20 protein-coding genes are annotated in these 20,820 nt (G+C 65.5%); 8 read left to right on the top strand and 12 right to left on the bottom strand.

Features of this window, described 5'->3' with window-relative positions; all coding sequences use genetic code 11:
* The first annotated feature begins 27 nt into the window (after window positions 1–27).
* Both PVE73_RS22215 and PVE73_RS22210 read left to right on the top strand, forming a co-directional pair.
* Window positions 28–804, top strand: a complete 777-nt coding sequence (locus PVE73_RS22215) for an SDR family NAD(P)-dependent oxidoreductase (protein WP_277364334.1) — start codon at window positions 28–30, stop codon at window positions 802–804.
* A gap of 2 nt (window positions 805–806) precedes the next feature.
* The gene (locus PVE73_RS22210) at window positions 807–1,910 is read left to right on the top strand and encodes a hypothetical protein (RefSeq protein WP_277364333.1); all 1,104 of its coding nucleotides are present in this window, start codon (window positions 807–809) and stop codon (window positions 1,908–1,910) included.
* Window positions 1,911–1,929: 19 nt separating this feature from the next.
* On the opposite strand, the gene PVE73_RS22205 is transcribed toward PVE73_RS22210, so the two are convergent.
* Window positions 1,930–2,841: a DMT family transporter gene (locus PVE73_RS22205; RefSeq protein WP_277364332.1), complete on the bottom strand. Its 912-nt coding sequence runs from the start codon at window positions 2,839–2,841 to the stop codon at window positions 1,930–1,932.
* A gap of 301 nt (window positions 2,842–3,142) precedes the next feature.
* Here PVE73_RS22205 and PVE73_RS22200 point away from each other — a divergent pair, with 301 nt between their 5' ends.
* Window positions 3,143–3,640 carry a gluconokinase gene (locus tag PVE73_RS22200; RefSeq protein ID WP_277364331.1) on the top strand — a complete coding sequence of 166 codons (498 nt, stop codon included), beginning with the start codon at window positions 3,143–3,145 and terminating at the stop codon, window positions 3,638–3,640.
* Window positions 3,641–3,675: 35 nt separating this feature from the next.
* Window positions 3,676–4,590 carry an SMP-30/gluconolactonase/LRE family protein gene (locus tag PVE73_RS22195; RefSeq protein WP_277364330.1) on the top strand — a complete coding sequence of 305 codons (915 nt, stop codon included), beginning with the start codon at window positions 3,676–3,678 and terminating at the stop codon, window positions 4,588–4,590.
* A gap of 105 nt (window positions 4,591–4,695) precedes the next feature.
* Here PVE73_RS22195 and PVE73_RS22190 read toward each other — a convergent pair whose 3' ends face one another.
* Window positions 4,696–5,772, bottom strand: coding sequence for a citrate synthase/methylcitrate synthase (locus PVE73_RS22190; RefSeq protein ID WP_277364329.1), 1,077 nt, complete (start codon window positions 5,770–5,772; stop codon window positions 4,696–4,698).
* 69 nt (window positions 5,773–5,841) lie between these two features.
* On the opposite strand from PVE73_RS22190, the gene PVE73_RS22185 reads away from it, so the two are divergent.
* Complete coding sequence (locus PVE73_RS22185; RefSeq protein WP_277364328.1) at window positions 5,842–7,035, top strand: citrate synthase; 1,194 nt, start codon at window positions 5,842–5,844, stop codon at window positions 7,033–7,035.
* A gap of 36 nt (window positions 7,036–7,071) precedes the next feature.
* Here the strand turns inward: PVE73_RS22185 and PVE73_RS22180 are convergent, their stop codons facing one another.
* Both PVE73_RS22180 and PVE73_RS22175 read right to left on the bottom strand, forming a co-directional pair.
* Window positions 7,072–9,390 (bottom strand): Tex family protein, encoded by a 2,319-nt coding sequence (locus tag PVE73_RS22180; RefSeq protein WP_277364327.1) that lies wholly within the window; start codon window positions 9,388–9,390, stop codon window positions 7,072–7,074.
* Between the two features lie 116 nt (window positions 9,391–9,506).
* The gene (locus PVE73_RS22175) at window positions 9,507–10,124 is read right to left on the bottom strand and encodes a L,D-transpeptidase (RefSeq protein WP_277364326.1); all 618 of its coding nucleotides are present in this window, start codon (window positions 10,122–10,124) and stop codon (window positions 9,507–9,509) included.
* A 290-nt stretch (window positions 10,125–10,414) separates the two neighbouring features.
* Between PVE73_RS22175 and PVE73_RS22170 the strand changes: the two genes are divergently transcribed.
* Entirely contained in the window at window positions 10,415–10,837 is a 423-nt protein-coding gene (locus PVE73_RS22170) for a class I SAM-dependent methyltransferase (protein ID WP_277364325.1), read from the top strand.
* Window positions 10,838–10,840: 3 nt separating this feature from the next.
* Here the strand turns inward: PVE73_RS22170 and PVE73_RS22165 are convergent, their stop codons facing one another.
* Genes PVE73_RS22165 through ectA form a run of 5 tightly spaced genes read right to left on the bottom strand, consistent with a single transcriptional unit; the run spans window position 10,841 to window position 15,623 of the window.
* Entirely contained in the window at window positions 10,841–12,343 is a 1,503-nt protein-coding gene (locus PVE73_RS22165; RefSeq protein WP_277364324.1) for an aspartate kinase, read from the bottom strand.
* A 22-nt stretch (window positions 12,344–12,365) separates the two neighbouring features.
* On the bottom strand, window positions 12,366–13,298 hold the full coding sequence (gene thpD / locus PVE73_RS22160; RefSeq protein ID WP_277364323.1) for an ectoine hydroxylase: 933 nt from the start codon (window positions 13,296–13,298) through the stop codon (window positions 12,366–12,368).
* 42 nt (window positions 13,299–13,340) lie between these two features.
* Window positions 13,341–13,739 (bottom strand): ectoine synthase, encoded by a 399-nt coding sequence (locus PVE73_RS22155; protein WP_277364322.1) that lies wholly within the window; start codon window positions 13,737–13,739, stop codon window positions 13,341–13,343.
* Between the two features lie 5 nt (window positions 13,740–13,744).
* The gene (gene ectB, locus PVE73_RS22150) at window positions 13,745–15,031 is read right to left on the bottom strand and encodes a diaminobutyrate--2-oxoglutarate transaminase (protein ID WP_277364321.1); all 1,287 of its coding nucleotides are present in this window, start codon (window positions 15,029–15,031) and stop codon (window positions 13,745–13,747) included.
* Between the two features lie 52 nt (window positions 15,032–15,083).
* The gene (ectA, locus tag PVE73_RS22145; protein WP_277364320.1) at window positions 15,084–15,623 is read right to left on the bottom strand and encodes a diaminobutyrate acetyltransferase; all 540 of its coding nucleotides are present in this window, start codon (window positions 15,621–15,623) and stop codon (window positions 15,084–15,086) included.
* 193 nt (window positions 15,624–15,816) lie between these two features.
* Here ectA and PVE73_RS22140 point away from each other — a divergent pair, with 193 nt between their 5' ends.
* Window positions 15,817–16,293, top strand: coding sequence for a MarR family transcriptional regulator (locus tag PVE73_RS22140; RefSeq protein ID WP_277364319.1), 477 nt, complete (start codon window positions 15,817–15,819; stop codon window positions 16,291–16,293).
* 115 nt (window positions 16,294–16,408) lie between these two features.
* On the opposite strand, the gene PVE73_RS22135 is transcribed toward PVE73_RS22140, so the two are convergent.
* The 3 genes from PVE73_RS22135 to PVE73_RS22125 all read right to left on the bottom strand — a co-directional run bounded on the left by PVE73_RS22135 (window position 16,409) and on the right by PVE73_RS22125 (window position 19,620).
* On the bottom strand, window positions 16,409–18,316 hold the full coding sequence (locus tag PVE73_RS22135; protein WP_277364318.1) for a pyrroloquinoline quinone-dependent dehydrogenase: 1,908 nt from the start codon (window positions 18,314–18,316) through the stop codon (window positions 16,409–16,411).
* Window positions 18,313–18,690: a hypothetical protein gene (locus tag PVE73_RS22130; protein ID WP_277364317.1), complete on the bottom strand. Its 378-nt coding sequence runs from the start codon at window positions 18,688–18,690 to the stop codon at window positions 18,313–18,315. The genes PVE73_RS22135 and PVE73_RS22130 overlap by 4 nt, the downstream gene beginning before the upstream one ends.
* 264 nt (window positions 18,691–18,954) lie before the next feature.
* Window positions 18,955–19,620 carry a GntR family transcriptional regulator gene (locus PVE73_RS22125; RefSeq protein ID WP_277367548.1) on the bottom strand — a complete coding sequence of 222 codons (666 nt, stop codon included), beginning with the start codon at window positions 19,618–19,620 and terminating at the stop codon, window positions 18,955–18,957.
* Between the two features lie 209 nt (window positions 19,621–19,829).
* Between PVE73_RS22125 and PVE73_RS22120 the strand changes: the two genes are divergently transcribed.
* Window positions 19,830–20,819, top strand: coding sequence for a 4-hydroxythreonine-4-phosphate dehydrogenase PdxA (locus PVE73_RS22120; protein WP_277367547.1), 990 nt, complete (start codon window positions 19,830–19,832; stop codon window positions 20,817–20,819).
* The last annotated feature ends 1 nt before the right edge of the window (window position 20,820 follow it).

Raw genomic sequence — 20,820 nt, 5'->3', positions numbered from 1 at the left:
GCTGAAGGCTGTCAGGGAGAGAAGATCATGAGCGGCAAGGAACTCGCCGGACGGGTGGCTCTGGTAACCGGGGCGGCGATGGGCATCGGCAAGGCCTGTGCGCTCGCCCTTGCCCGCGAAGGCGCGGCGGTCGTGATCGCCGACATCGATACCGAAGCCGGGGAGCCCGCTCATCGGGAGGTGGAGGCTGCCGGCGGCAGGGCGGCTTTCGTAGAGACCGACGTCACCCGCTACGCCGACATGGAGAAGGCGGCACGCACTGCGGTGGATGCGTTCGGCGGCATCGACATTCTCGTCAACAATGCCGCGCGCGGCATCCGGGGCGTGGTGGACGAGATCGACGAGGAGAACTGGAACACGGTGATCGACACCAATCTCACCAGCGTCTGGCGCGGCATGCGCGTGTGCATCCCCGAGATGCGCAGGCGTGGCGGGGGATCGATCGTCAACATGTCTTCCGTGCAGGCCCTGGCAGGCTTCAAGGGCTGGGCCGCCTATGCGGCTGCCAAGGGCGGCATCAACGCGCTCACCCAACAGGCTGCCGTCGAGCTTGCACCGCACAAGATCCGCGTCAACGCGGTTGCGCCGGGCACGATCATGACGCCGCTCAACGAGAAGGTCTTCGCCGAGCATCCCGATCCGCAGAAATTGATCCAGACCTGGAACAACGCCCATCCGCTCGGCCGCTTCGGCCAGCCGGAGGAGGTCGCCGAGCTCGTCCTGTTCCTCGCGAGCGACCGCTCCTCCTTCATCACGGGCGAGATCGTGCGCGTTGATGGCGGTCTGATCGTCCGGGGGGAATAAGCGTGGAGCGGTTCTGCAGGTTCGAGGCCGAGGGGATCGCCGTCACGGTCGATCTGCGGGTTGGCCATATTCGTGAATTCTCCATAGAGCAGAACGGCCGTACGATCCGGCCGCTGCACATTGCGCCTTGGGTTGATGACGACGGGACCGCGCGGGATGAGGACATCCCCGCCAATGTGCGCTGGCTTTCCGGGGATTTCTTCTGTGCTCCCTTTTCGGCGAGCGACCTGGAGCCGGGACCGCCGCACGGCTGGCCGGCAAACAGCGAATGGGACCATCTTTCGACTGGGCGAGGGGGCGATACGGTGACCGCGCGCTTCGCTTTGAAGCGCGACATCCTGGGAGCCCGGCTGGAAAAGCACTTCACCCTGCGCGATGGCCACGCCTTCCTCTACGAGCGCCATATCTTCATCGGCGGTGAGGGGCGAATTCCCGTCGCCAACCACGCCATGACGCGCTTCGGACCTGCCGGCGGGCGGCTCTCCTTCTCGCCCAAGGCTTGGGGCGAGACGCCTCCGAAGCCGCTTGAAGGGGATCCGGACCGCGGCCGTTCGGCGCTCGCCTATCCCGCCCGGTTCGAGGAGCTTACCGCCCTTCCTCGCGCGGACGGCCGCCTTGTCGATCTGCGCGAGTATCCGCCGGCGGAACGCCACGAGGAGTTCGTCATGCTCGTAGAGCGGCCAGGCAACGCGCTGGGCTGGGCGGCGGCGGTGCGCCGCGACGCGGGGGAAATCTTCCTGAGCCTCAAGAATCCGGCCGAGCTTCCCGTAACCATGCTGTGGTTCTCCAATGCCGGGCGTGACTATGCGCCATGGAACGGGCGCCACGTGGGCGTGCTCGGCATCGAGGAAGGGCGCAGCTTCGGCGGTGCCGGCCATCGCGGCTCGATTGCGGAGAACCCGCTGTCGCGTGCAGGCATTCCGACGGCATTGGACCTTGTGCCTGGCGGCTCCGTTTCCGTGCGCAACGTCATCGGTGGCGTCGCCCTGCCGGAAGGATGGCGTTCGGTGGAGGCGGTCGAACCGACCGGTACGGGCCTGCGGCTCGTGAGCGATGCCGGCAACTCGGTCGAAATACCCTGTGACACGGGTTTTCTGCGGGGCTGAGCGGCCGGATGCCTCGGTCTTAATGCTCCGCCACCACGGGAGCCGTCACCTTCCTCTCGCGGAAGAAGATGAACAGGCCGGCGGCCACGATGATCGCGCCGCCGATCAGGATTTCCAGGCGCGGGATGTCGCCGAAGAACGCCCAGCCGAACACGACCGCCCAAAGCAGCAGCATGTATTGGAACGGCGCGACGGTGGCGGCATCGGCGAGTTTCATGGCCCGGTTGACGCCCACATGCGCCAGCATGGCCACGACGCCGAGCAGGGCGAGCAGAAGAAAGTCCGTGCCCGTCGGCGTGACCCAGCCGAAGGGGGCGGTGACCAGGCCGATGAGCCCCGCGCCGACGATTTGCCAGAAGACCAGCGTCCTGTCCGGTGTGGCGCGTAGCGCGCGCGAGGAAAGAAGCATGAAGGCGAAGGCGAAGCTGCCGACAATGGAGATGACGGCCGGGGGCGTAAGCGCGGCGGCCGAGGGGTCGAGCGCGATGATCACGCCGACGAACCCGACGAAGATCGCCACCCAGCGTCGCCAGCCGACCCGCTCGCCCAGAAGAAGGGGCGAGAGCGCTGCGACATAGATGGGGGCGGCGAGCCAGTAGGTCATCACGTCCGCGAGCGGGAGATAGGCGACGGCGAAATAGAAGCCGTAGACCTCGCCGGTGGAGAAGAGAACGCGCAGGAACTGGAGGCCGGGCCGCTCCACCTGGACCAGCGGGCGCAGTCCACCCTTCCAGAGAAAGGGCGCGAGAATGGCAAGCGCGGCCGCGCTGCGGATGAGAAGCACCTGGCCGATTGTGTAGGTCGCGACCAGCCACTTGCCCATCGCATCGTTCAGCGCGAAGAGCAGGATCGCCACGATCATGACGATGATGCCGAGCCGTGTGGTATCGGATGCCGGGGCGAGCGGCGCGGTGCTGGTCTGGGCTGTCATGTCGGTGCTTTCGAAACCGTGGCTGTAGCCGATGCCGGGTCGCCGGCAAACTGGATCGGCATCATGCCTCTATATGATCGGCACTGCCGGCAACAAGGGCGCTGCAAGGTCGATCACTTGGGCCAGACGCCCTGCCATTCCCAGCCGCCATGGTCTTGCCTTCCAATGCTGGATTCGCGGCGCCGTCTTCTCTATCGTGTCGCCGCGATGGAACGGGCGGATTCGGTACCGAAGCCCGCGATTCCTGCACTGCGCGAAGGGGAGGGGACCTCTGGATAACGGAACACCGCCGGCGGTGGTCATGGGCGTGACGGGCTGCGGCAAAAGCTCGGTCGGATCCGCGCTTGCCGCGGCGCTGGGTGTCGCCTTCGTGGAAGGAGACGCGCTGCACCCGCCCGAAAACGTCGCCAAGATGGCAAGCGGCCAGCCTCTGACGGATGAGGACCGCGCCGGCTGGCTGGAAGCGGTCGGCCGCGCGGTCGCGGCGAATTCCAGCGGCAACCAGGGTGCGGTCGCCGCCTGCTCGGCACTGAGACGCCGCTATCGCGACCAGTTGCGGCGCCTCAATCCTTCTCTTGTCTTCATCCATCTGGCGATCGATCGCGAGACGGCCTATCGGCGCGTCGGCAACCGCGAGGGGCACTTCATGCCGGCGAGCCTGGTCGAAAGCCAGTTCGCCGCGCTGGAGACGCCGGGAGAGGACGAAGCCGCGGTTTCGCTGAACGGGCTTCTGCCGGTGGACGAGCTCGTCGCGGCTTCGATTGCCTTCCTGCGGCGGAAGAAGAAGAGCGAACCTTGAGGGGCGCGAGCGGGCGCCCGGTTTGGGAGGAAGTCATGTCCGAAAGCATCTATGAGGTTCTCGATCCGCGCTTCAACCGGCTCTTCAGCTCGAATGCGCGGCTGGAATGCCTTTACACCGGCTGTGCCTGGGCGGAGGGGTCGGCCTGGTTCGCCGCCGGCCGCTATCTTGTCTGGTCGGACATCCCGAACGACCGGATGATGCGCTTCGACGAGACGGATGGCGGCGTCAGCACCTTCCGGCAGCCGGCCGGCTATTCCAACGGCAACACGGTCGACCGGCAAGGGCGGCTCGTCACCTGCGAGCACGGCAATCGCCGGATAAGCCGCACCGAGCATGACGGAACCATCATCACCATTGCCGATCGCTGGCAGGGCAAGCGGTTCAACTCGCCCAACGACGTGGTGGTGAAGTCGGACGGTTCCATCTGGTTCACCGATCCTGCTTACGGCATCGACAGCGATTACGAAGGTCACAAGGCCGAGAGCGAGATCGGTGCTTGCCATGTCTATCGCGTCGATCCCGCTTCGGGGGCCGTGGAGGCGGTGGTGACCGATATGGTGAGGCCCAACGGGCTCGCCTTTTCACCGGACGAGAAGAGGCTCTACGTGGTGGATACCGGCCGCACGCATGGCGCGGAGAATCCCGCTCATATGCGCGTGTTCGATGTCGGCGAGAACGGCAGGTTGTCAGGCGGCCGGGTCTTCGCGGACTGCACCGCCGGCCTCTTCGACGGTTTCCGCCTGGACGAGGACGGGCGCATCTGGACAAGCGCGGGCGACGGGATCCACTGCTACGATCCGGACGGCACGCTGATCGGCAAGATACGCGTGCCGGAGGTGGTGGCGAACTGCGTCTTCGGCGGCGCCAAGCGCAATCGCCTTTATATCGTGGCCACCACCTCGCTTTACCGGGTGGCGCTGATGGTGAACGGCCTCAAGACCTACTGAGCGCTAGAGCATTTTGCAGCCAGATGGAATCATCTGGCGTCGCACAAATGCGGCACAAACAATCAGATAGATCTGATCGGCGTTTCAATGAAACGGTGAACCGGTCTAGGCCGCGCGGCGCGGAACCGGGCCCACATAGCGCGACTGCGGGCGGATGAGGCGCCCGGTGCTCTCCTGCTCCAGCACATGCGCCGCCCAGCCGGCCACGCGCCCGATCGCGAAGACCGGCGTGAAGGTCTCGCGCGGAAGTTCCAGCGCCTCGAGCACGAGCGCGGTGTAGAATTCCACATTGGTCTTGAGCGGGCGCGAGGCCTTGCGCCGGGCGAGGATGTCGAGCGCGCCGGCCTCAACCTCCTCGGCGAAGCGGATGCGATTTTCGCCGCCGCGCAGGCCATTGGCGACGGCCTTCAGCACGTCCGCGCGGGGGTCGCGCACGCGGTAGACGCGGTGGCCGAAGCCCATCAGCCGCTCGCCGCGGTCGAGCGCATCCGTGAGCCAGGGCTCGATATTCCTCTCCGCGCCGATATCGTCCAGCATGTCGAGCACGGGTCCCGGCGCGCCGCCGTGCAGCGGGCCCTTCAATGCGCAGAGCGCGGCCACGACCGAGGAGACCATGCCGGCGCGGGTGGCGGCGACCACGCGTGCCGCGAAGGTCGAGGCGTTGAGCCCGTGGTCGACCACCGTGACGAGATAGGTCTCCATCGCCTTCACATGCTCGGGCGGAACGGCGGCGCCGCGCAGCATCCGCAGGAAGTCCTCGGCCTGGCCGAGGCCGGCATCGGGTGCGACGGGCGAGGCGCCCTGCCGGTCCCGCGCGATCGCTGCGACGAAGACAGGCATGGCCGCGGTGACAAGGATGTGCGCCGGAACCTCCGAAGCGTCGGGCAGGGCGCCAAGCATGAGGCGCAGTGCCTCGACGGGAGCAAGCCCGTCGGAGAAGGGGAGCAGCCGCTCAGCCACCGGGAAAGCGGCGACCCGCGCAGCACCGAGGGCGGAGCGAACGGCCGCCTCGCCATCCTCTTCCGCAAAGCCGCTCCAGAGAAGCGCGGCGACCGCCTCATAGCTCCTGCGCCCGGCCAGTTCCTCGACGTCGTGGCCGCGGACGATCAGCCGGCCGGCTTCTCCGTCCACATGGCTGAGCACGGTTTCGGCTGCGATTACGTCGTCAAGTCCCACAGACATGGATCACCTCATGAGATTCCTGCATCTTGACGGAATGATCAATGTCGTCAATCTTGATTCAGAGAATCAATGTTGAGGCTGGTCATGGCGGTCGCCGGCTATATCGATGCGGATGAGGCAACGGCACGGCTCGGGGTGAAGCGCACGACCCTCTACGCTTATGTGAGCCGGGGGGTGCTGCGCGCAATCGCGGACCCGGCGGATTCGCACCGCAGCCTCTACAGTTCCGTGGACGTGGATGCCCTCACAAAGCGGAAACGGCACGGCCGGAAGCCCGAGCGCGTCGCCGCCGCCACGCTCGACTGGGGCCTGCCGGTGCTCTCCTCGCGCATCACCTTGATCGAGCATGGCCGCCTCTTCTATCGCGGGCAGGACGCGGTGGAGCTCGCCGGCCATGCCAGCCTGGAGGAGATCGCCCGCCTGATGTGGGACTGCGGTGCGGAGGACCCGTTCGCCGGCCCCGCGCCCGCCGTCGACCAGGCATGGATCCGGCTCGCCGCCGCGTTGGGCAATCTCTCCGTGATCGAACGTGCAGCCGCGCTTCTGCCCCTGGTATATGGATCGACGGCCCTCACATGGCAGCGCGAGACACGCCGGCTCTGGCCGCCCGCGGTGGCTCTGGTGCGCGCGGTGGCGGCAGCGGCAGCGGGCACACGCCCCACCAGTGCTCCGGTTCATACGGTGCTGGCCGACGCCTGGAAGCTCGACAAAGGCGGTGCCGACCTCGTCCGCGCCGCGCTCGTGGTTCTCGCCGATCATGAATTGAACGCATCGACTTTCGCGGTCCGCATCGTGGCTTCGACCGGCGCGTCGCTTGCTTCGGCCCTCGCTGCCGGCCTCGCGGCGCTGAGCGGCCCACTCCACGGCGGCTCCACGAGTCTGGTCGAGATATTCTTCGATGAAGTGGAGCGGTCGGGCGATGCGGCGAAGGTTGTGGAAGAGCGTTTGTGGCGCGGTGACCGGCTGCCGGGCTTCGACCATCCGCTCTATCCGGAGGGCGACCCGCGGGGTTCCGCACTGCTCGGCATGCTGCCGCTAGCGGCAAGGCGCGTGGACGTGCTTGCCGCCATGGACCGGCTGGGCAAGCTGCCGAACGTGGACTTCGCTCTGGTGGCGCTGAGGCGCGCGCTGCGCCTCCCCCGGGGCGCAGCGCTCTCTCTGTTCGCCGTCGGCCGCACGGTGGGCTGGATCGCCCATGCGCTGGAGCAGTGCGAGGAAGGAAAGCTCATCCGCCCGCGCGCCCGTTACCGTGGCCAGGAGTGACGCGCCGTGAAGGGGATCAGTTCTTCAATTGCAAGCCTATCGCCTCTTCAATGCATCCATGAGAGCGGCACCGAGCGCGCCCTGCGCCTGACCGCCTTGCCCGGAGGGTGCATTCCGGCCATTGCGCGGCGGGGGGTTGTGCGCTGGCTTGCCGCCGCCGCGCTGCTGCTGCGGCCGTCCGCCCGCCGCTCCGTCCTTGCGCATGGAAAGGCTGATGCGTTTGCGCTTGATGTCGACCTCCAGCACGCGGACCTTCACCACGTCGCCGGCCTTCACCACCTCGTGCGCGTCCTTGACGAAGCGGTCGGCAAGCTGGGACACGTGCACCAGCCCGTCCTGATGCACGCCGACATCGACGAAGGCGCCGAAGGCGGCGACATTGGTCACGGTGCCTTCGAGCATCATGCCGGGCTCCAGATCCTTGATGTCGTCGACGCCCTCCGCGAAGGTCGCCGTGCGGAAGGCCGGGCGCGGATCGCGGCCGGGCTTTTCCAACTCGGCGATGATGTCGCGCACGGTGGGCAGGCCGAAGCGCTCGTCCACGAAAACGCGCGGGTCGAGCGCCTTCAGGGCGGCACTATCACCCATCAGTGAACGCACGTCGCGGCCGCAGGCGGAGACGATCTTGCGCGCCACGCCATAGGCTTCGGGGTGCACGGCGGACGCATCGAGCGGCTCGGCGCCCTTCGGGATGCGCAGGAAGCCGGCACACTGCTCGAAAGTGCGCTGGCCGAGCCGCGCCACCTTCAGGAGGTCCTGCCGGCTGGAGAAGGGACCGTTCGCGTCGCGGTGCGCCACGACCGCCTCTGCCAGCGAGGCGCCGAGGCCCGATACGCGGGCAAGCAGAGGGGCGGAGGCCATGTTGAGGTCGACGCCGACCGCATTCACCGCGTCCTCCACCACCGCATCGAGCGCGCGCGCCAGACGGTACTGGTCGACATCGTGCTGGTACTGCCCGACGCCGATCGACTTCGGCTCGATCTTGACGAGCTCGGCGAGCGGATCCTGCAGGCGGCGGGCAATCGAGACGGCGCCGCGCAGCGAGACGTCGAGACCCGGAAACTCGGCCGCCGCCGTCTCCGAAGCCGAATAGACCGAGGCACCCGCCTCGGACACGACCACCTTCAGGGGTTTCGGCGCCGGCATCTCGGACAGCATCTCGGCGACGAGCTTCTCCGTTTCGCGGCTGCCCGTTCCGTTGCCGATGGCCACCAGCTCCACATTGTGCCTGCGGATGAGCGAGGCAAGCTCCGCCTGGGTTCCGCGCACGTCGTTGCGCGGCGGGAAGGGGTAGACGGTCGTCGTTGCGACCAGCTTGCCGGTGCCGTCCACCACGGCGACTTTGACGCCGGTGCGGATACCCGGATCGAGACCCATTGTGGGACGGGAGCCGGCCGGGGCGGCGAGCAGCAGGTCCTTCAGGTTGCGTGCGAAGACGTGGATCGCCTCTTCCTCCGCCCGCTCGCGCAGATCCCGCATCAGATCGAGCGAGAGGTGCAGCGAGAGCTTGATGCGCCAGGTCCAGCCCGCGACCTCCATGAGCCACTGGTCGCCCGGAAGGGACCCGCCGATCTGGTAGGCGTCCGCGATCATGCGCACGACGGGCTTCACGGGCGAGGCATCGTCGGCATCGACCTCGATGTCGAGCGACAGAACATCCTCGTTGCGCCCGCGCAGCATGGCGAGCGCGCGGTGGCTGGGAACGCCTGCCCAGCGTTCCAGGTGATCGAAATAGTCGGAGAATTTCGCGCCTGCTTCCTCCTTGCCTTCGACGACGCGCGAACGCAGGAACGCCTTCTCCTTCATATAGGTCCTGAGGCGGCCGACGAGGTCGGCATTTTCGGAGAACTGCTCGGCCAGGATGTCGCGCGCGCCCTCCAGCGCGGCCTTCACGTCCGGCACGTCGTCGGTGACATAGGCCTGCGCCAGCTCCGCCGGGACGGCGGCACGGTCGGCGAGGATCGCCTCGGCAAGCGGCCCCAGCCCGCGCTCGCGCGCGATCTCCGCCTTGGTGCGGCGCTTGGGCTTGTAGGGGAGGTAGATGTCCTCCAGTTCCGCCTTGGTCGCCGCGGCGGCGATCTTCTCTTCCAGCTCGGGCGTGAGCTTGCCCTGCTCGCGGATGGAGGAAAGGATGGCATCCCGCCGCGCGTCGAGTTCGCGCAGATAGACGAGACGCTCGGACAGGAGTCGGAGCTGGGTGTCGTCGAGCCCGCCGGTCACCTCCTTGCGGTAACGAGCGATGAAGGGGACGGTCGCGCCCTCGTCGAGGAGCGCGATCGCGGCGACCGCCTGCTCCGGCCGGGCGCTGATCTCGGTGGCGATGAGGGAAGCGATGCGATTGATGTCGGTTGCCATGCCGGTTCCAGAATCGATGAACGGGCGGCGAAGATAGTTGCATTCCCATGTTCGGGCCAGCGGCGCTTATCCACAGCCGCGGCGCCCGCGCCTGCAAAGGCGCTCTCGCGCAGGTGTCAGGCCTGGATGACCACCACGCGTGTTCCCACCGAAGCCCGTTCGTAGAGGTCGATCACGTCGTGGTTGAGCATGCGGATGCATCCGCTCGAGACCGCTCCGCCGATCGTCTGCGGCTGGTTCGTGCCGTGGATGCGGAACATCGTGTCCCGGCCGTTCCGGTAGAGATAAAGGGCACGCGCGCCGAGCGGGTTGTTCGGGCCGCCGGGGACGCCGCCGGCATATCGCCTGTTGCGCGGATCGCGGCGAATCATGTTGTCGGTCGGGCGCCAGCTCGGCCATTCCGCCTTCCGCCCGACGACCGCGTTGCCGCGAAGGGCAAGGCCCTCCCGGCCGACGCCGATGCCGTATCTGATGGCCCGGCCGTTGCCGAGCACGTAGTAGAGCCGCCGTTCCGGCGTGTTCACGACAATGGTGCCCTCCGGATAGTCGCCATCGAACTCCACTTCCCTGCGCCGCAGCTCGGGCTTGATCTGGGAGAGCGGAACGGCCCTGATCGGGAAAGGCTCGTCCGGCCGGGCGCCATAGTTGGATTGCGCGGTCCGGAACTCGCCTGAGGCGCAACCCGCCGCGAACAGCGGCAGCCCGATCAAAAATCCGCGGCGAGAAATGGACATTTCATCTTCCCCAATTACCCGATGGCTCTCATTCAAAGAGCTATGGCGGTATGGTTAACAAACCCTCTACAGTTCCGAGCATACGCCATTTCCGCCGACGGCAGCGATGTTGAAACGTCTCATCCCGCCGCACTGGGCAGATGATTCCGACCGGCTGGGCCGGCTGGCCCAGCCGGCTTGCTTCCGGCCGGGAATTTCCGTTTTGTGACTGCGCAAAGGCGGTTTCGCCGGCTATTCTGCGGTGGTGCCGTCCCGGCCTGTATGAAGAATGGATCGAACCGGAAGAAAGCATGGCCCTCTCGCTACGGCTTCTTGCCATCGCGGATGCGCTGTCCTTGCGCGAAGGCATGCGCGTGCTGGAGATCGGATGCGGGCCGGGAGTGCTCGCCCGCGAGATCGCTCACCGGATCGGCGACGGCCATGTCCTCGCGATCGACCGCTCGGCAAAAGCGATCGCGCAGGCGCGTATGCTGTCGCGGGATGAAGTCGCATCCGGCAGATTGAGCCTGCGCCAGATCGCCGCCGAGGATTTGGAACTCGAAGCCGGCGAGCAGCCCTATGATCTTGCCGTTGCCATACGCGTCGGCGCACTGGATGGCCGCCATCCGGAGGCCGGACGGCGCGCCAGACGCCGGATCGCCGCGGTGCTGGGGCCGCGAGGGCGGCTCTTCATCGACGGCGGCGATCCGCTGCGCGAAATTGCGCTGGACTGAACGTCAGCTTGCCAGCGGAAGCCTGGTCTCCACACGAAGCGGGGGCTTCGCGGTCTCGACGAAGGCGCGGTGCAGGATCTTGACCGCCATTTCCCTCTCCTCGCTGGCGACCAGGAACTGGACGTCGACGCCCCGGCCGGTCTCTTGCGTCGCCAGAGGCTCGATGCCGGCATCGGCGAGCGCCGTGAGGCCCTTCAGCATAACCCCGAGCCCCTTGAGCTCGCGGCCGATGACGGACACCATGCCGGCGCGGCGCGTGGTGATGCTGGCGGAGGGGTAACATTCGGCAAGATCCCTCTCCACGCGCCGGACCGCCTTCAGCGGCGCCTCCACATAATGGACGATGGCGTTGGCGTTGGAGACCTTGGAGACGATCCGGACGCGATGGCGTGTGAGCACGTCCAGGATGGCCGCATCATAGCCCTTCACACCCACCATGTCCTGCTCGAACAGCTCAAGGCTGGTGACGGGCAGGCCGGTGATCATCTCGACGCCTGGAGTGCCTGCGGGCTCGGTATCGATCAGCGTGCCCGGGTCGTGCGGCTCGAAGGCGTTGGCGACGCGCAGCGGCACACCCGCCTGGCGCAGCTTCTTGGCCGCTTTCGGGTGGATCGCCTCCATGCCCATATTGGAGAGCTGGTCGGCCACGTCGTAGTTGGTGCGTCCGATCTTGCGCACCTTTCCTTGGCCCACGAGGCGCGGATCGGCGCTCGAGAGGTGGAATTCTTTGTGGATGATCGCCTCTCGCGCGCCCGTGAGCGCTGCGATGGTGGCGAAGGTGACCTCCGAATAGCCGCGATCGAACTCGCGCATCAATCCCTCCCGGCACTGGGCGTAGCCGGTGACGATGGGCAGCTCGCGCGAAAGGTCCACCTCGGCGAAAGCCGTTTCGATGCGTTCCTGCAGATCCGGCTGGCTTTCGTCGCGCCACCCGGTGAGGTCGAGGAAGCGGGCATTCACGCCGTGGCGGCGCAGGAGCAGCGCGAGATTGTTCGCGGAATGGGCTTCGCCCAAGGCCGAGAGCATCTCACGGATGGTCTGCATGTGCTCGACCAACTGAAAATGGCCGTAGGAGCACAGGCGCTGCAGGTCGATTAGGCAGCCGCGGGCGCCCTCGATGCGCTCGCGCACGAAATCGTCGGCCGCATGCCTGTCGCCCGGATGATCGAACATGTCGGCGTTGATGTCGCGCATGGCGCGGTTCACCTCGCTCAACGCATCCATCCAGCCGTGCTCGTTGTCGGCCTGCGCAAAGAGCGCATAGACGCCGGGCTTGCCGGACTTCTTGTGCTCCAGCAGCTTGTCCGTGATGCCGCCGAAGGCCGAGACCACGAAGGCACGCCGATAGAGCTCCTCGCCTTTGCGTTCTCCGACCAGGATCGTGTCGATGAGCTCGCGCGCCCGGCTCATGGATGTGCCGCCGATCTTCTCGACCGTGTGGCCGGGGCGCGCGGCCAGCGGTGCGCCGCGGCTCGCCGCGGCGCCTGCTTCTTTCGGTCCTGTCATGGTTTAAGCCTTCGCCTCCGCGTCAGACCAGCTTGCCGGATGCGATATCGAGCGCCTTCGCCTCGCCCCGCTGGGCCAGGAAGTCGGGCCGCGGCTTCTTGGCGCCGAACGGCTCGACCAACTGGTTCGACATGGCGTTGAACACGAAGAAGGCGTTCGAACGGGAGAACGGGGTGATATTGCCGTTGGAGCCGTGCATCGTGTTGCAGTCGAACAGCACGAGCGTGCCCGCCTTGCCGGTGGCTGCGGTGATCCCGTGCTCGGCGGCAAGCTTCGTCAGCGCGTCATGCGACGGCACGCCGACTTCCTGCTTCTTGAGCGAGTTCTTGTGGTTGTCCTCGGGCGTCTCGCCGGCACAGGCGATGAAGTGCTTGTGCGAGCCCGGCATCAGCATCAGTGCGCCGTTGAGCGCGTCGTTGTCGGTCAGGAGCAGCGAGGCGGAGACGGCGCGCATGCGCGGCATGCCGTCCTCGGCGTGCCAGGTCTCGAAATCGGAGTGCCAGTAGAACTCCTTGCCGTTGAAGCCCGGCTTGTAGTTGAGGCGCGACTGGTGGATGTAGACATCGTCGCCCAGCAGGAAGCTGGTGATGCCGGCGATGCGGCGGTCGCGCGCGAGCCGGTTGAAAAGCGGGCTCTGCTCCGGCAGCTTGAAGACGGTGCGCACTTCCTCCGAGTTGGGCTCGGTGATGACGCTGCCTTCCTCCAGGTCGCGCTCGCCGCCGCGCAGCGCCGCCGACTCGGCCATAAGCGCCTTCACCTCCTCCTCGGAGAAGAGGTTCTCGAGCACGATGAAGCCGTCACGGTCGAACTGGTCGGCCTGCTGCGCCGTCAGCGGCGCGTCGGGGCGCCACTGGCTCCACACGGTCTTGTCCTGGCGCGGCAGCCAGCGCTCCTCGGGCAGGCGGCTCGGATAGGGGTCCTGTCCTCGCTCGAGGGTCTCGGTGATTGCAGACATTCTTTTTCTCCTTCTTCTTTCGGTTTGCGCAGGCGGACGAAGTCACGCCTGCTCGGCCTCCAGTGCGTAGGAGCCGTCGTCCTGGTGCACCTCGTTGCCCGTCACGGGCGGGTTGAAGACGCAGGCCATGATCATCGGCTTGTCCGCGTCGCAGCGCAGGATGTGCTTGTCGTGGTTGTCGAGCGCGTAGACGACGCCGGGGCGGATCCCGTGGATCTCGCCGGTGGCGCAGTCCTCGATCGTCCCGGTGCCGTCCACGCAATAGACGCACTCCAGGTGGTTCTTGTAGTGCATCGGCAGTTCCGCACCCGCATGGATCGTGGTGATGTGGAAGCTGAAACCCATGCCGTCGGACTTCAGGAGCAGCCGGACGCTGTCCCAGCCATTCGAGAAGACGTGACGGTCGGTATTCTTGGCCTCGTTCAGGTCGCGTACGATCATGGGTATCACTCCGCTGCGATCTTGGTGGATTGGGCGATCTCGCTCACGGCCCGCTCCAGGATGTCCAGGCCCCGGGCGAAGGTCTCCTCGTCGATGGTGAGCGGCGCCAGCACCTTCACCACTTCGTCATGCGCGCCTGACGTCTCGATGACGAGGCCGTCCTCGAAGCAGCGCGCGCAGATCCGTTCCGCAAGTTCGCCGGAACCGACATCGATGCCCAGCATCATGCCGCGCCCCTTGAGGCGGGTGCCGGGAAGCTGGCCGGCGATCTTTTCCAGGCGCGACTTGAGATAGGCTCCGCGCCGGATCACCACTTCCTGGAGCGTGCTGTCGGCCCAGAATTTTTCAAGCGCCACGCGCGCTGTGACGAAGGCGTGATTGTTGCCGCGGAACGTGCCGTTGTGCTCGGCCGGTCCGAAAACGTCATATTCCTGCTTCACCAGCAGCGCGGCGAACGGCAGGCCGAAGCCCGAGAGTGATTTCGCCATGGTCACGATGTCCGGCTCGATCCCCATCTCCTCGAAGGAGAAGAAATGGCCCGTGCGGCCGCAGCCGGCCTGGATGTCGTCGACGATCAGCAGTGCGCCATGGTTGCGCGCGATCTCGGCGATGCGGCGTACCCACTCGCGCGAGGCGGCGTTGAGGCCGCCTTCGCCCTGTACGGTCTCCAGGATGACGGCTGCTGGCGGCTCGATACCGCTCGAGGGTTCCGCGAGCATGCGGTTCAGGAGGTCGGCGGTGTCGAGGTCGCCCATCGCCCCTTCGAAAGGCATGCGGGTCACGCCCGAAAGCGGCAGGCCGGCACCGGCGCGGTGATAGCCGTTGCCGGTCGCGGCGAGCGCGCCGAGGGTGACGCCATGAAAGCCGTTGGTGAAGGCTATCACATTGCTCCGCCCGGTCACCTTGCGGGCGAGCTTCAAGGCCGCCTCCACGGCGTTCGCCCCTGTCGGCCCCATGAACATGACGCGATGGTCCATCCGGCGCGGCTGCAGGATGATGCGCTCGAAGGCTTCGAGGAAGCGGGCCTTGGCGCCGGTGTGCATATCCAGCCCGTGCGCCACGCCGTCTCCGGCGATATAGTCGACGAGCGCCGCCTTCATGTCGGGATCGTTGTGGCCGTAGTTCAGAGAGGAACAGCCGGCCAGGAAATCGATATAGTCGCGGCCGTCGCTCCCGGTCAGCACGGCGCCTTGCGCCTTCTCGAAGACGACCGGAAAGCTGCGGCAGTAGCTGCGCGCCGCCGACTCGCGCCGTTCAAAGATGGCTTTCTCGTCCGTTGGTACGGTGGTCATGGTCTTCCCTTCGGATTGGTTGTTTCGGGGCTGCGTTGCATCCCGGCCTTTCTCAGGCCGCGCTCCGCGCCTCCTCTGGGAGCACGATGGTCACCATGTGCTCGGTGGCGTGCTCGCCGTCGAAATGCTCGTTCTTGCGGAAATAGGGCTCGCTCGCGAGCTCCGCGCCCTGGCCGCGTGCGAAGGATCTGAACAATGCCCAGCTCGCCGCGTTGTCCGAGGTGATGGTGGTCTTGAGCCGGCGCACCTGCGCACAGGCATCTCGTTTCATGAGTTCGCGAAGCATCTTCTTCGCGACGCCCTGACCCTGGGCGCTCTCGTCGACCGCGACCTGCCAGACGAACAGGGTCTGCGGGTCGTCGGGCATGAGATAGGCGGAAATCCAGCCGACAATGGCGCCATCGCGCTCGGCGGCCACGCATGTGTCGCCGAAATGGTCGCACTGGAGCAGGTTGCAGTAGAGGGAATTCTCGTCGAGGGGCTCGCAGGACTTGATCAGGCGCCAGACGTCCGCGCCGTCTTCCGTGCGGGGCGTGCGGAAGGCAATTTCATTCGATCGTTTTCGGACAAGTTGAATATTGCTGCTAGACATTGATCTCCTCTCCTGATGCGGACGGATATTACGATTGGCGAAGGATTTTTCAACAGGAAAAGGAAATTTTTATGTGCAAGAGGCGGCAAAATGCAGCGTTCTGGTTGATTCAGCGTGATAATTCCTTCGCTAATCAAATCATATTTTTTCTGCTATCAAAGGAGTTGATGATCCTCGGGCAAAGCCGTGCTGCATGGAAAACCGTACCCAGACAAGTCTCATCGCACTCCGACGCATTCTGCGGGCGACGGAGCTCAACGCCCGCATTCTGGCCCGTGCCACGGGTCTGACCACACCGCAGCTCATTGTCCTTGAGATCGTTGCGGCGGCAGGCCGCGCAACGCCGAAGGACATTGCCGGCACGGCCGGCGTGGGACAGGCCACGGCCACCGCGCTGGTGGACAAGCTGGAGGCGAGGGGTCTCGTCACCCGCACGCGCGGTGAGCGAGACCGCCGCATCGTCTGGGTAGCGGCGACCGAGGCGGGCAAGCAGATGCTGGAGGCTGCGCCGGACCCTCTGCAGCGCATATTCTCGGAGCAGTTCGAAGCGCTGCCCGATTGGGAGCAGGCCATGATCATCGCGGCGCTGGAAAAGGTCGGGGCCATGCTCAATGCGGGCACCATCGACGCCTCGCCGCTCCTCGATGTCGGCGCGGTGGATCGCAAATAGACCAGCAAGGCGGAGGGTGCTGCCTTCCGGCGGCCGCGTATATCGACCGCTCGATACACGCTTCACCCGGCCCGCCGAGAGGACGAGCCGGATAGGCGGACCGCAATTTCCGCCGTCAGTTTCCGTCCGGCAGGGTGAAGGCGATCACCTGGTCGCCGACGCGCGGCGTCAGGATGGAGTTGCCGCCGGCGACGAAGACGACATATTGCTTGCCCTTGTAGGTGTAGACTGCGGGCATTGCCACCGCCGGCGCATCGACCTGCGCCTTCCACAGAACATCTCCCGTCTTCATGTCCATCGCGCGGACCTTGGAGTCCATGGAAGCGCCGATGAAGACGACCCCGCCCTTGGTCACGACGGGCGCACCGATCGTCACCGAGCCCCAGGAATCGGGCATGTAGAAGCCCCATTTCTGGACCGCACCCAGCGGCTTCTGCCACAAGAGGTCGCCCGTCTTCAGGTCATAGGCGGAAAGCTCGCCGTATGGCGGGTTCCAGCAGGGCATGCCGAGCGGATTGAGAAAGTTCGAAAGGCGGAAGCCATAGGGGCTGTCCCGCATGGGGAAAAAGCCGCCGCTCTTGTCCGCACCGTCGCTGGTATCCTTGTTGTAGTCGTCTCGGCGGACCAGCTGGTAGATTTGCACCACATGGGAGTGATTGACCACGAAAGTCTGGCTTTCCGGATCCACCGCGCCGCCGCCCCATTCCACGCCGCCGGTCGTCGGGGGGTAGACAAGCGTGCCTTTCAGGCTCGGCGGCGTGAAGTGGCCGTCATAGCGGAGTTCCTTCGCCTTGCGGCTGCAATAGCCGAAGCTCAGCGCATCGGCGAGCCAGAACACGCCCGGCCATTCGGGGCGAACCAACGGCTGCGGCCGGTCGACGAAGGGCTGCGTCTTGGCCGCCACCTCGCCCTCCACGTCGGAGACCGGGACCGGACGCTCCTCGATCGGATAGACCGGCTCGCCGGTATAGCGGTTCAGCACGTAGAGGAAGCCCTGCTTCGAGGTCTGCACGAGAGCGGGGATGAGCCGCCCGTCCTTTTCAATGTCGACCAGCGTAGGCGGCGCGTTGGTGTCCAGGTCCCAGATATCGTGGTGCACCAATTGCCGGCTCCAGATGACCTGCCCGGTCTCCGTGTCCAGCGCCGTCACCGAGGTGGCGAGCGGTATGGGGTCGAGGCGGTTGCCGCCGTAGAAATTCGGGCTCGGGGAACTGATCGGGAGATACAGTATGTTGCGGTCCGGATCGATGGACATGCTGGCCCAGACATTGGCCGTGCCTGTCTTGGCCCGCATCTCCCGCGGAATGGAATCGAAGGTCCATTCGAGCTTGCCGGTCCTGGCGTCGACAGCAAAGATGGTCCCGGGCGGTGCTTCGCTTTCCACCCAGTCCTTGCCCGCCCAGCCGATGAAGAGCTTGTCCTTGTAGACGGTCGGCGGCTGGAGGATGGAGAGCGGCCATTTGTTGTTGGTGGTGTTCCAGGCGTTGATGTCGAGGACGCCGTCTTTCCCGAAATCCGCGCAGGGCGTGCCGGTATCGGCGTCGACCGCGTGAAGCTTCGCATCCATGGTGCCGATATAGATGCGTTTCTGGCAGCTCTGGCCCGGCAGCGGGCTTTCCGCCTCCCAGTAGGCGACGCCGCGATTCTTGAGATCGGGTTGGGTGAGCGCCTTCAGGACGGCTTTGCTGTCATAAGTCCACTTCACCTTGCCCGTATCGGGTTCGATGGCGAGGATCCTGTAGAAGGGCGTGCCGACATAGACCGTATCGTTCACGAACAGGGGTGTCGCCGACCACACCGACATCGGCACGTCGCCGCTGCCGTTCGACATGTCGCCCGTATGGACCTCCCAGGCCTTTTTCAATCGCCCTGCATTCTCCGGCGTGATCTGCTCCGCCGTTGAATATTTTTGCGCTTTGAGGTCGCCATTGAACGTTGCCCAGGTATCGTCGGCATTTGCCGTCGCAAGACCGATCGCACTCGTCAGGAGCAAGCCGCAGCAGAAGGAACGGATGGATATCATGCGGATGCTCCTTCTTTGACGGTATGGGCCCGTCCGCGCGGGCGGATGATGACGGCGAGCCAGCCCACCAGGCAGACCGCCATCGCGAGTTGAAGCCAGATGCTGGCAAGAAAATAGGCGGCGGCGCCTGTTCCCAGAATTCCAAGGAACAAGAGAAAGAGAAGGACACCGCGTAATAGACCGTGCATGGCGGGCTTGAAGACGAGCGCCAGGGCTGCAACCAGGATCGCCGCACTTGAGGCGATGACCAGCAGTGCGCCTTCGGTGCCGTTGATCCCGCTCCCGCGGGAAAGATACGCTGCTATGGATATTGCCAGGCCTGCCGCGGCTCCCAGGGCGATGAGTCCGGCGCCGATGCGTATTCCCTGAGCCATTATATTGCTCCTGTCGAGGCGGAGTGCCGTCCGGCCAATCACTTCCGCGGCTTCTCACCGAAAAATCCGGTAGCGGGCATCCATGCTCCGCGTTTAGGGAAGGAAACTGCTGCCGATTCGTGAATAAAAGGCTAAGTCAATGGTGTCAAAACCAAGTCTTATGCGCCAGTTAAGGCGGATGAGTTTACGATCATGTTGCCAAAACAAAGTTCATTTTATTTTATGTAGGAAAGAATTTCGCATTACTATCGCGTAGCGTTACAGCTAGACGGATTGCTCGACGCGATGCCAGGCATTATCGAGATGGCGTCCCAGCGCCCCCGCGAGGCGATCGGCGTCGCGCGCTTCGAGCGCGGCCATGATCTCGTCGTGTTCGGCCATGGCGGCAGCCCACTTCTGCGGCCCCTCGTGGCCGATGAAGCGCACGCGCTTCAGCCGCGCCTGCAGAATCTCATGGAAGGCGGCGAGGTGGGGGTTGTCGGCGAGAGCGACGATCGAGCTGTGGATCTGCTGGTTGAGCTTGTAATATTCCATGCGCTCTCCCGCCCGGTAATGGGCGGTCATCTGATTGTGCAGAGCGCGGAGCTGTGCAATCTGCTCGTCACTCGCTGCCGCGCAGGCGAGCCGTGCGGCCAGTTCCTCCATCGAGCGAATAAGGACCAGCATGTCCTTCACGTCCTTGGGCGTGAATTTCCGCACCACCGCGCCGCGGCTTGGAACGAGCTCCACCAACCCCTCGCTGGCAAGCGATTTCAAAGCCTCGCGCAGCGGCGTGCGGGAAACCCCCAGCGCCTCGCCCAATTGAGTTTCGTAGAGGCGCTCGCCGGGCCGCAACTCGCCCTCGATGATCATGTCGCGCAGGCGATTGACGATCTCCCTGTGAAGAGACTGACGCTCGATGGCACCGCGGCCTGAGGTCCTTTCGAGCATACGGTCACCCACCTTTCCCGTGATGTCCTGCCTAACCGGCATCATATGCCACCTTGAACGGGTTTTACAATGCACGCATAATTTTGTATACAACATTCAGAATACGTGATAGACGACGAATATCCGATTGCATTCGAGGGGAGGGAACCATCATCAGCGCGACCCCATCACCTGCTTTTTTCGCCGAACGGCCCGTGCTGGCGCTGGCGATGGGCGATCCGGCCGGCATCAGCCCGGAATTGACGGCGCGCCTTCTGGCGCTGCCCGAACTTCGAGGCCTCTGTCATTTCATTACCATTGGCGACCGGCGCGTCCTGGATGAGGGCGCCGAGATCGCCGGCGTGTCGCTCGACCTCGAAACTTGCAGGCCCGCCGACATCCCGACCGCGCCTTCCGAGAGGCCGGTTTTCGTGGATCTCGAGCATTTGGACCCGGAGGAAGTGCGAAAAGGCGAGGCGAGCCTTGCCGGGGGCACATTCGCGATCGAGAACTTCCGGACCGCCTTGCTGCTTGCCAAGGAAGGGCGGGTCGACGGGGTCTGCTTCACGCCCTTCAACAAGAAGGCCATGCGCTACGCCTATCCCGGCTATGACGATGAAATCCGCTTCGTTTCGGATGTGCTGGGCTACGAGGGCCGGATGCGCGAGTTCAATGTGCTCGACCGCATCTGGAACGCCCGCGTGACCTCTCACATCCCGCTGGGCGCGGTGGCCGGAAGCATCACGCAGGAGGCGATCCTGGCCGAACTCGAATTGACCGCGGACTGTCTCCGGCAGGCCGGCATCGAGGCGCCGAGGATCGCGGTGGCGGGTCTCAACCCTCACGCCGGCGACGGCGGCAGCTTCGGCATGGAAGAGATCGACATCATCGAACCGGCGGTGCGGCAGGCGCAGGAGCGCGGGCTCCTCGCCGATGGCCCGTTCCCTGCCGACACGGTGTTCCTCCGTGCGTTGAAGGAAGGGTTTCACGCGGTGCTGACCATGTATCACGACCAGGGCCAGATCGCGATGAAGGTGATGGGTTTCGACAAGGGCGTGACGATGATCGGCGGGCTGCCGTTCCCGCTCTGCACGCCGGCCCATGGCACTGCCTACGATATCGCGGGCCGCGGCATCGCGGATATCGGCGCCTCGCGGGAGGCCGTTCTTCTGGCCGTTCGCATGGCGAGCAGCCGCTCGCTGAAGCGTGCGGCCGAATAGA

The organism is Chelativorans sp. AA-79 (genome assembly GCF_029457495.1).
Taxonomy (GTDB): Bacteria; Pseudomonadota; Alphaproteobacteria; order Rhizobiales; family Rhizobiaceae; genus Chelativorans.
Note: the sequence above shows the minus strand (reverse complement) of the source record. Positions and strands in the feature narration are given on the sequence as shown.

What these genes read in the sequence shown, in the direction of transcription:
- PVE73_RS22215 (WP_277364334.1), top strand. Translation starts at nt 28, where the DNA reads ATGAGCGGCAAGGAACTCGCCGGACGGGTGGCTCTGGTAACCGGGGCG.
- PVE73_RS22205 (WP_277364332.1), bottom strand. Translation starts at nt 2,841, where the DNA reads ATGACAGCCCAGACCAGCACCGCGCCGCTCGCCCCGGCATCCGATACC.
- PVE73_RS22200 (WP_277364331.1), top strand. Translation starts at nt 3,143, where the DNA reads ATGGGCGTGACGGGCTGCGGCAAAAGCTCGGTCGGATCCGCGCTTGCC.
- PVE73_RS22195 (WP_277364330.1), top strand. Translation starts at nt 3,676, where the DNA reads ATGTCCGAAAGCATCTATGAGGTTCTCGATCCGCGCTTCAACCGGCTC.
- PVE73_RS22190 (WP_277364329.1), bottom strand. Translation starts at nt 5,772, where the DNA reads ATGTCTGTGGGACTTGACGACGTAATCGCAGCCGAAACCGTGCTCAGC.
- PVE73_RS22185 (WP_277364328.1), top strand. Translation starts at nt 5,842, where the DNA reads ATGTTGAGGCTGGTCATGGCGGTCGCCGGCTATATCGATGCGGATGAG.
- PVE73_RS22180 (WP_277364327.1), bottom strand. Translation starts at nt 9,390, where the DNA reads ATGGCAACCGACATCAATCGCATCGCTTCCCTCATCGCCACCGAGATC.
- PVE73_RS22175 (WP_277364326.1), bottom strand. Translation starts at nt 10,124, where the DNA reads ATGTCCATTTCTCGCCGCGGATTTTTGATCGGGCTGCCGCTGTTCGCG.
- PVE73_RS22170 (WP_277364325.1), top strand. Translation starts at nt 10,415, where the DNA reads ATGGCCCTCTCGCTACGGCTTCTTGCCATCGCGGATGCGCTGTCCTTG.
- PVE73_RS22165 (WP_277364324.1), bottom strand. Translation starts at nt 12,343, where the DNA reads ATGACAGGACCGAAAGAAGCAGGCGCCGCGGCGAGCCGCGGCGCACCG.
- thpD (WP_277364323.1), bottom strand. Translation starts at nt 13,298, where the DNA reads ATGTCTGCAATCACCGAGACCCTCGAGCGAGGACAGGACCCCTATCCG.
- PVE73_RS22155 (WP_277364322.1), bottom strand. Translation starts at nt 13,739, where the DNA reads ATGATCGTACGCGACCTGAACGAGGCCAAGAATACCGACCGTCACGTC.
- ectB (WP_277364321.1), bottom strand. Translation starts at nt 15,031, where the DNA reads ATGACCACCGTACCAACGGACGAGAAAGCCATCTTTGAACGGCGCGAG.
- ectA (WP_277364320.1), bottom strand. Translation starts at nt 15,623, where the DNA reads ATGTCTAGCAGCAATATTCAACTTGTCCGAAAACGATCGAATGAAATT.
- PVE73_RS22140 (WP_277364319.1), top strand. Translation starts at nt 15,817, where the DNA reads ATGGAAAACCGTACCCAGACAAGTCTCATCGCACTCCGACGCATTCTG.
- PVE73_RS22135 (WP_277364318.1), bottom strand. Translation starts at nt 18,316, where the DNA reads ATGATATCCATCCGTTCCTTCTGCTGCGGCTTGCTCCTGACGAGTGCG.
- PVE73_RS22130 (WP_277364317.1), bottom strand. Translation starts at nt 18,690, where the DNA reads ATGGCTCAGGGAATACGCATCGGCGCCGGACTCATCGCCCTGGGAGCC.
- PVE73_RS22125 (WP_277367548.1), bottom strand. Translation starts at nt 19,620, where the DNA reads ATGCTCGAAAGGACCTCAGGCCGCGGTGCCATCGAGCGTCAGTCTCTT.
- PVE73_RS22120 (WP_277367547.1), top strand. Translation starts at nt 19,830, where the DNA reads ATGGGCGATCCGGCCGGCATCAGCCCGGAATTGACGGCGCGCCTTCTG.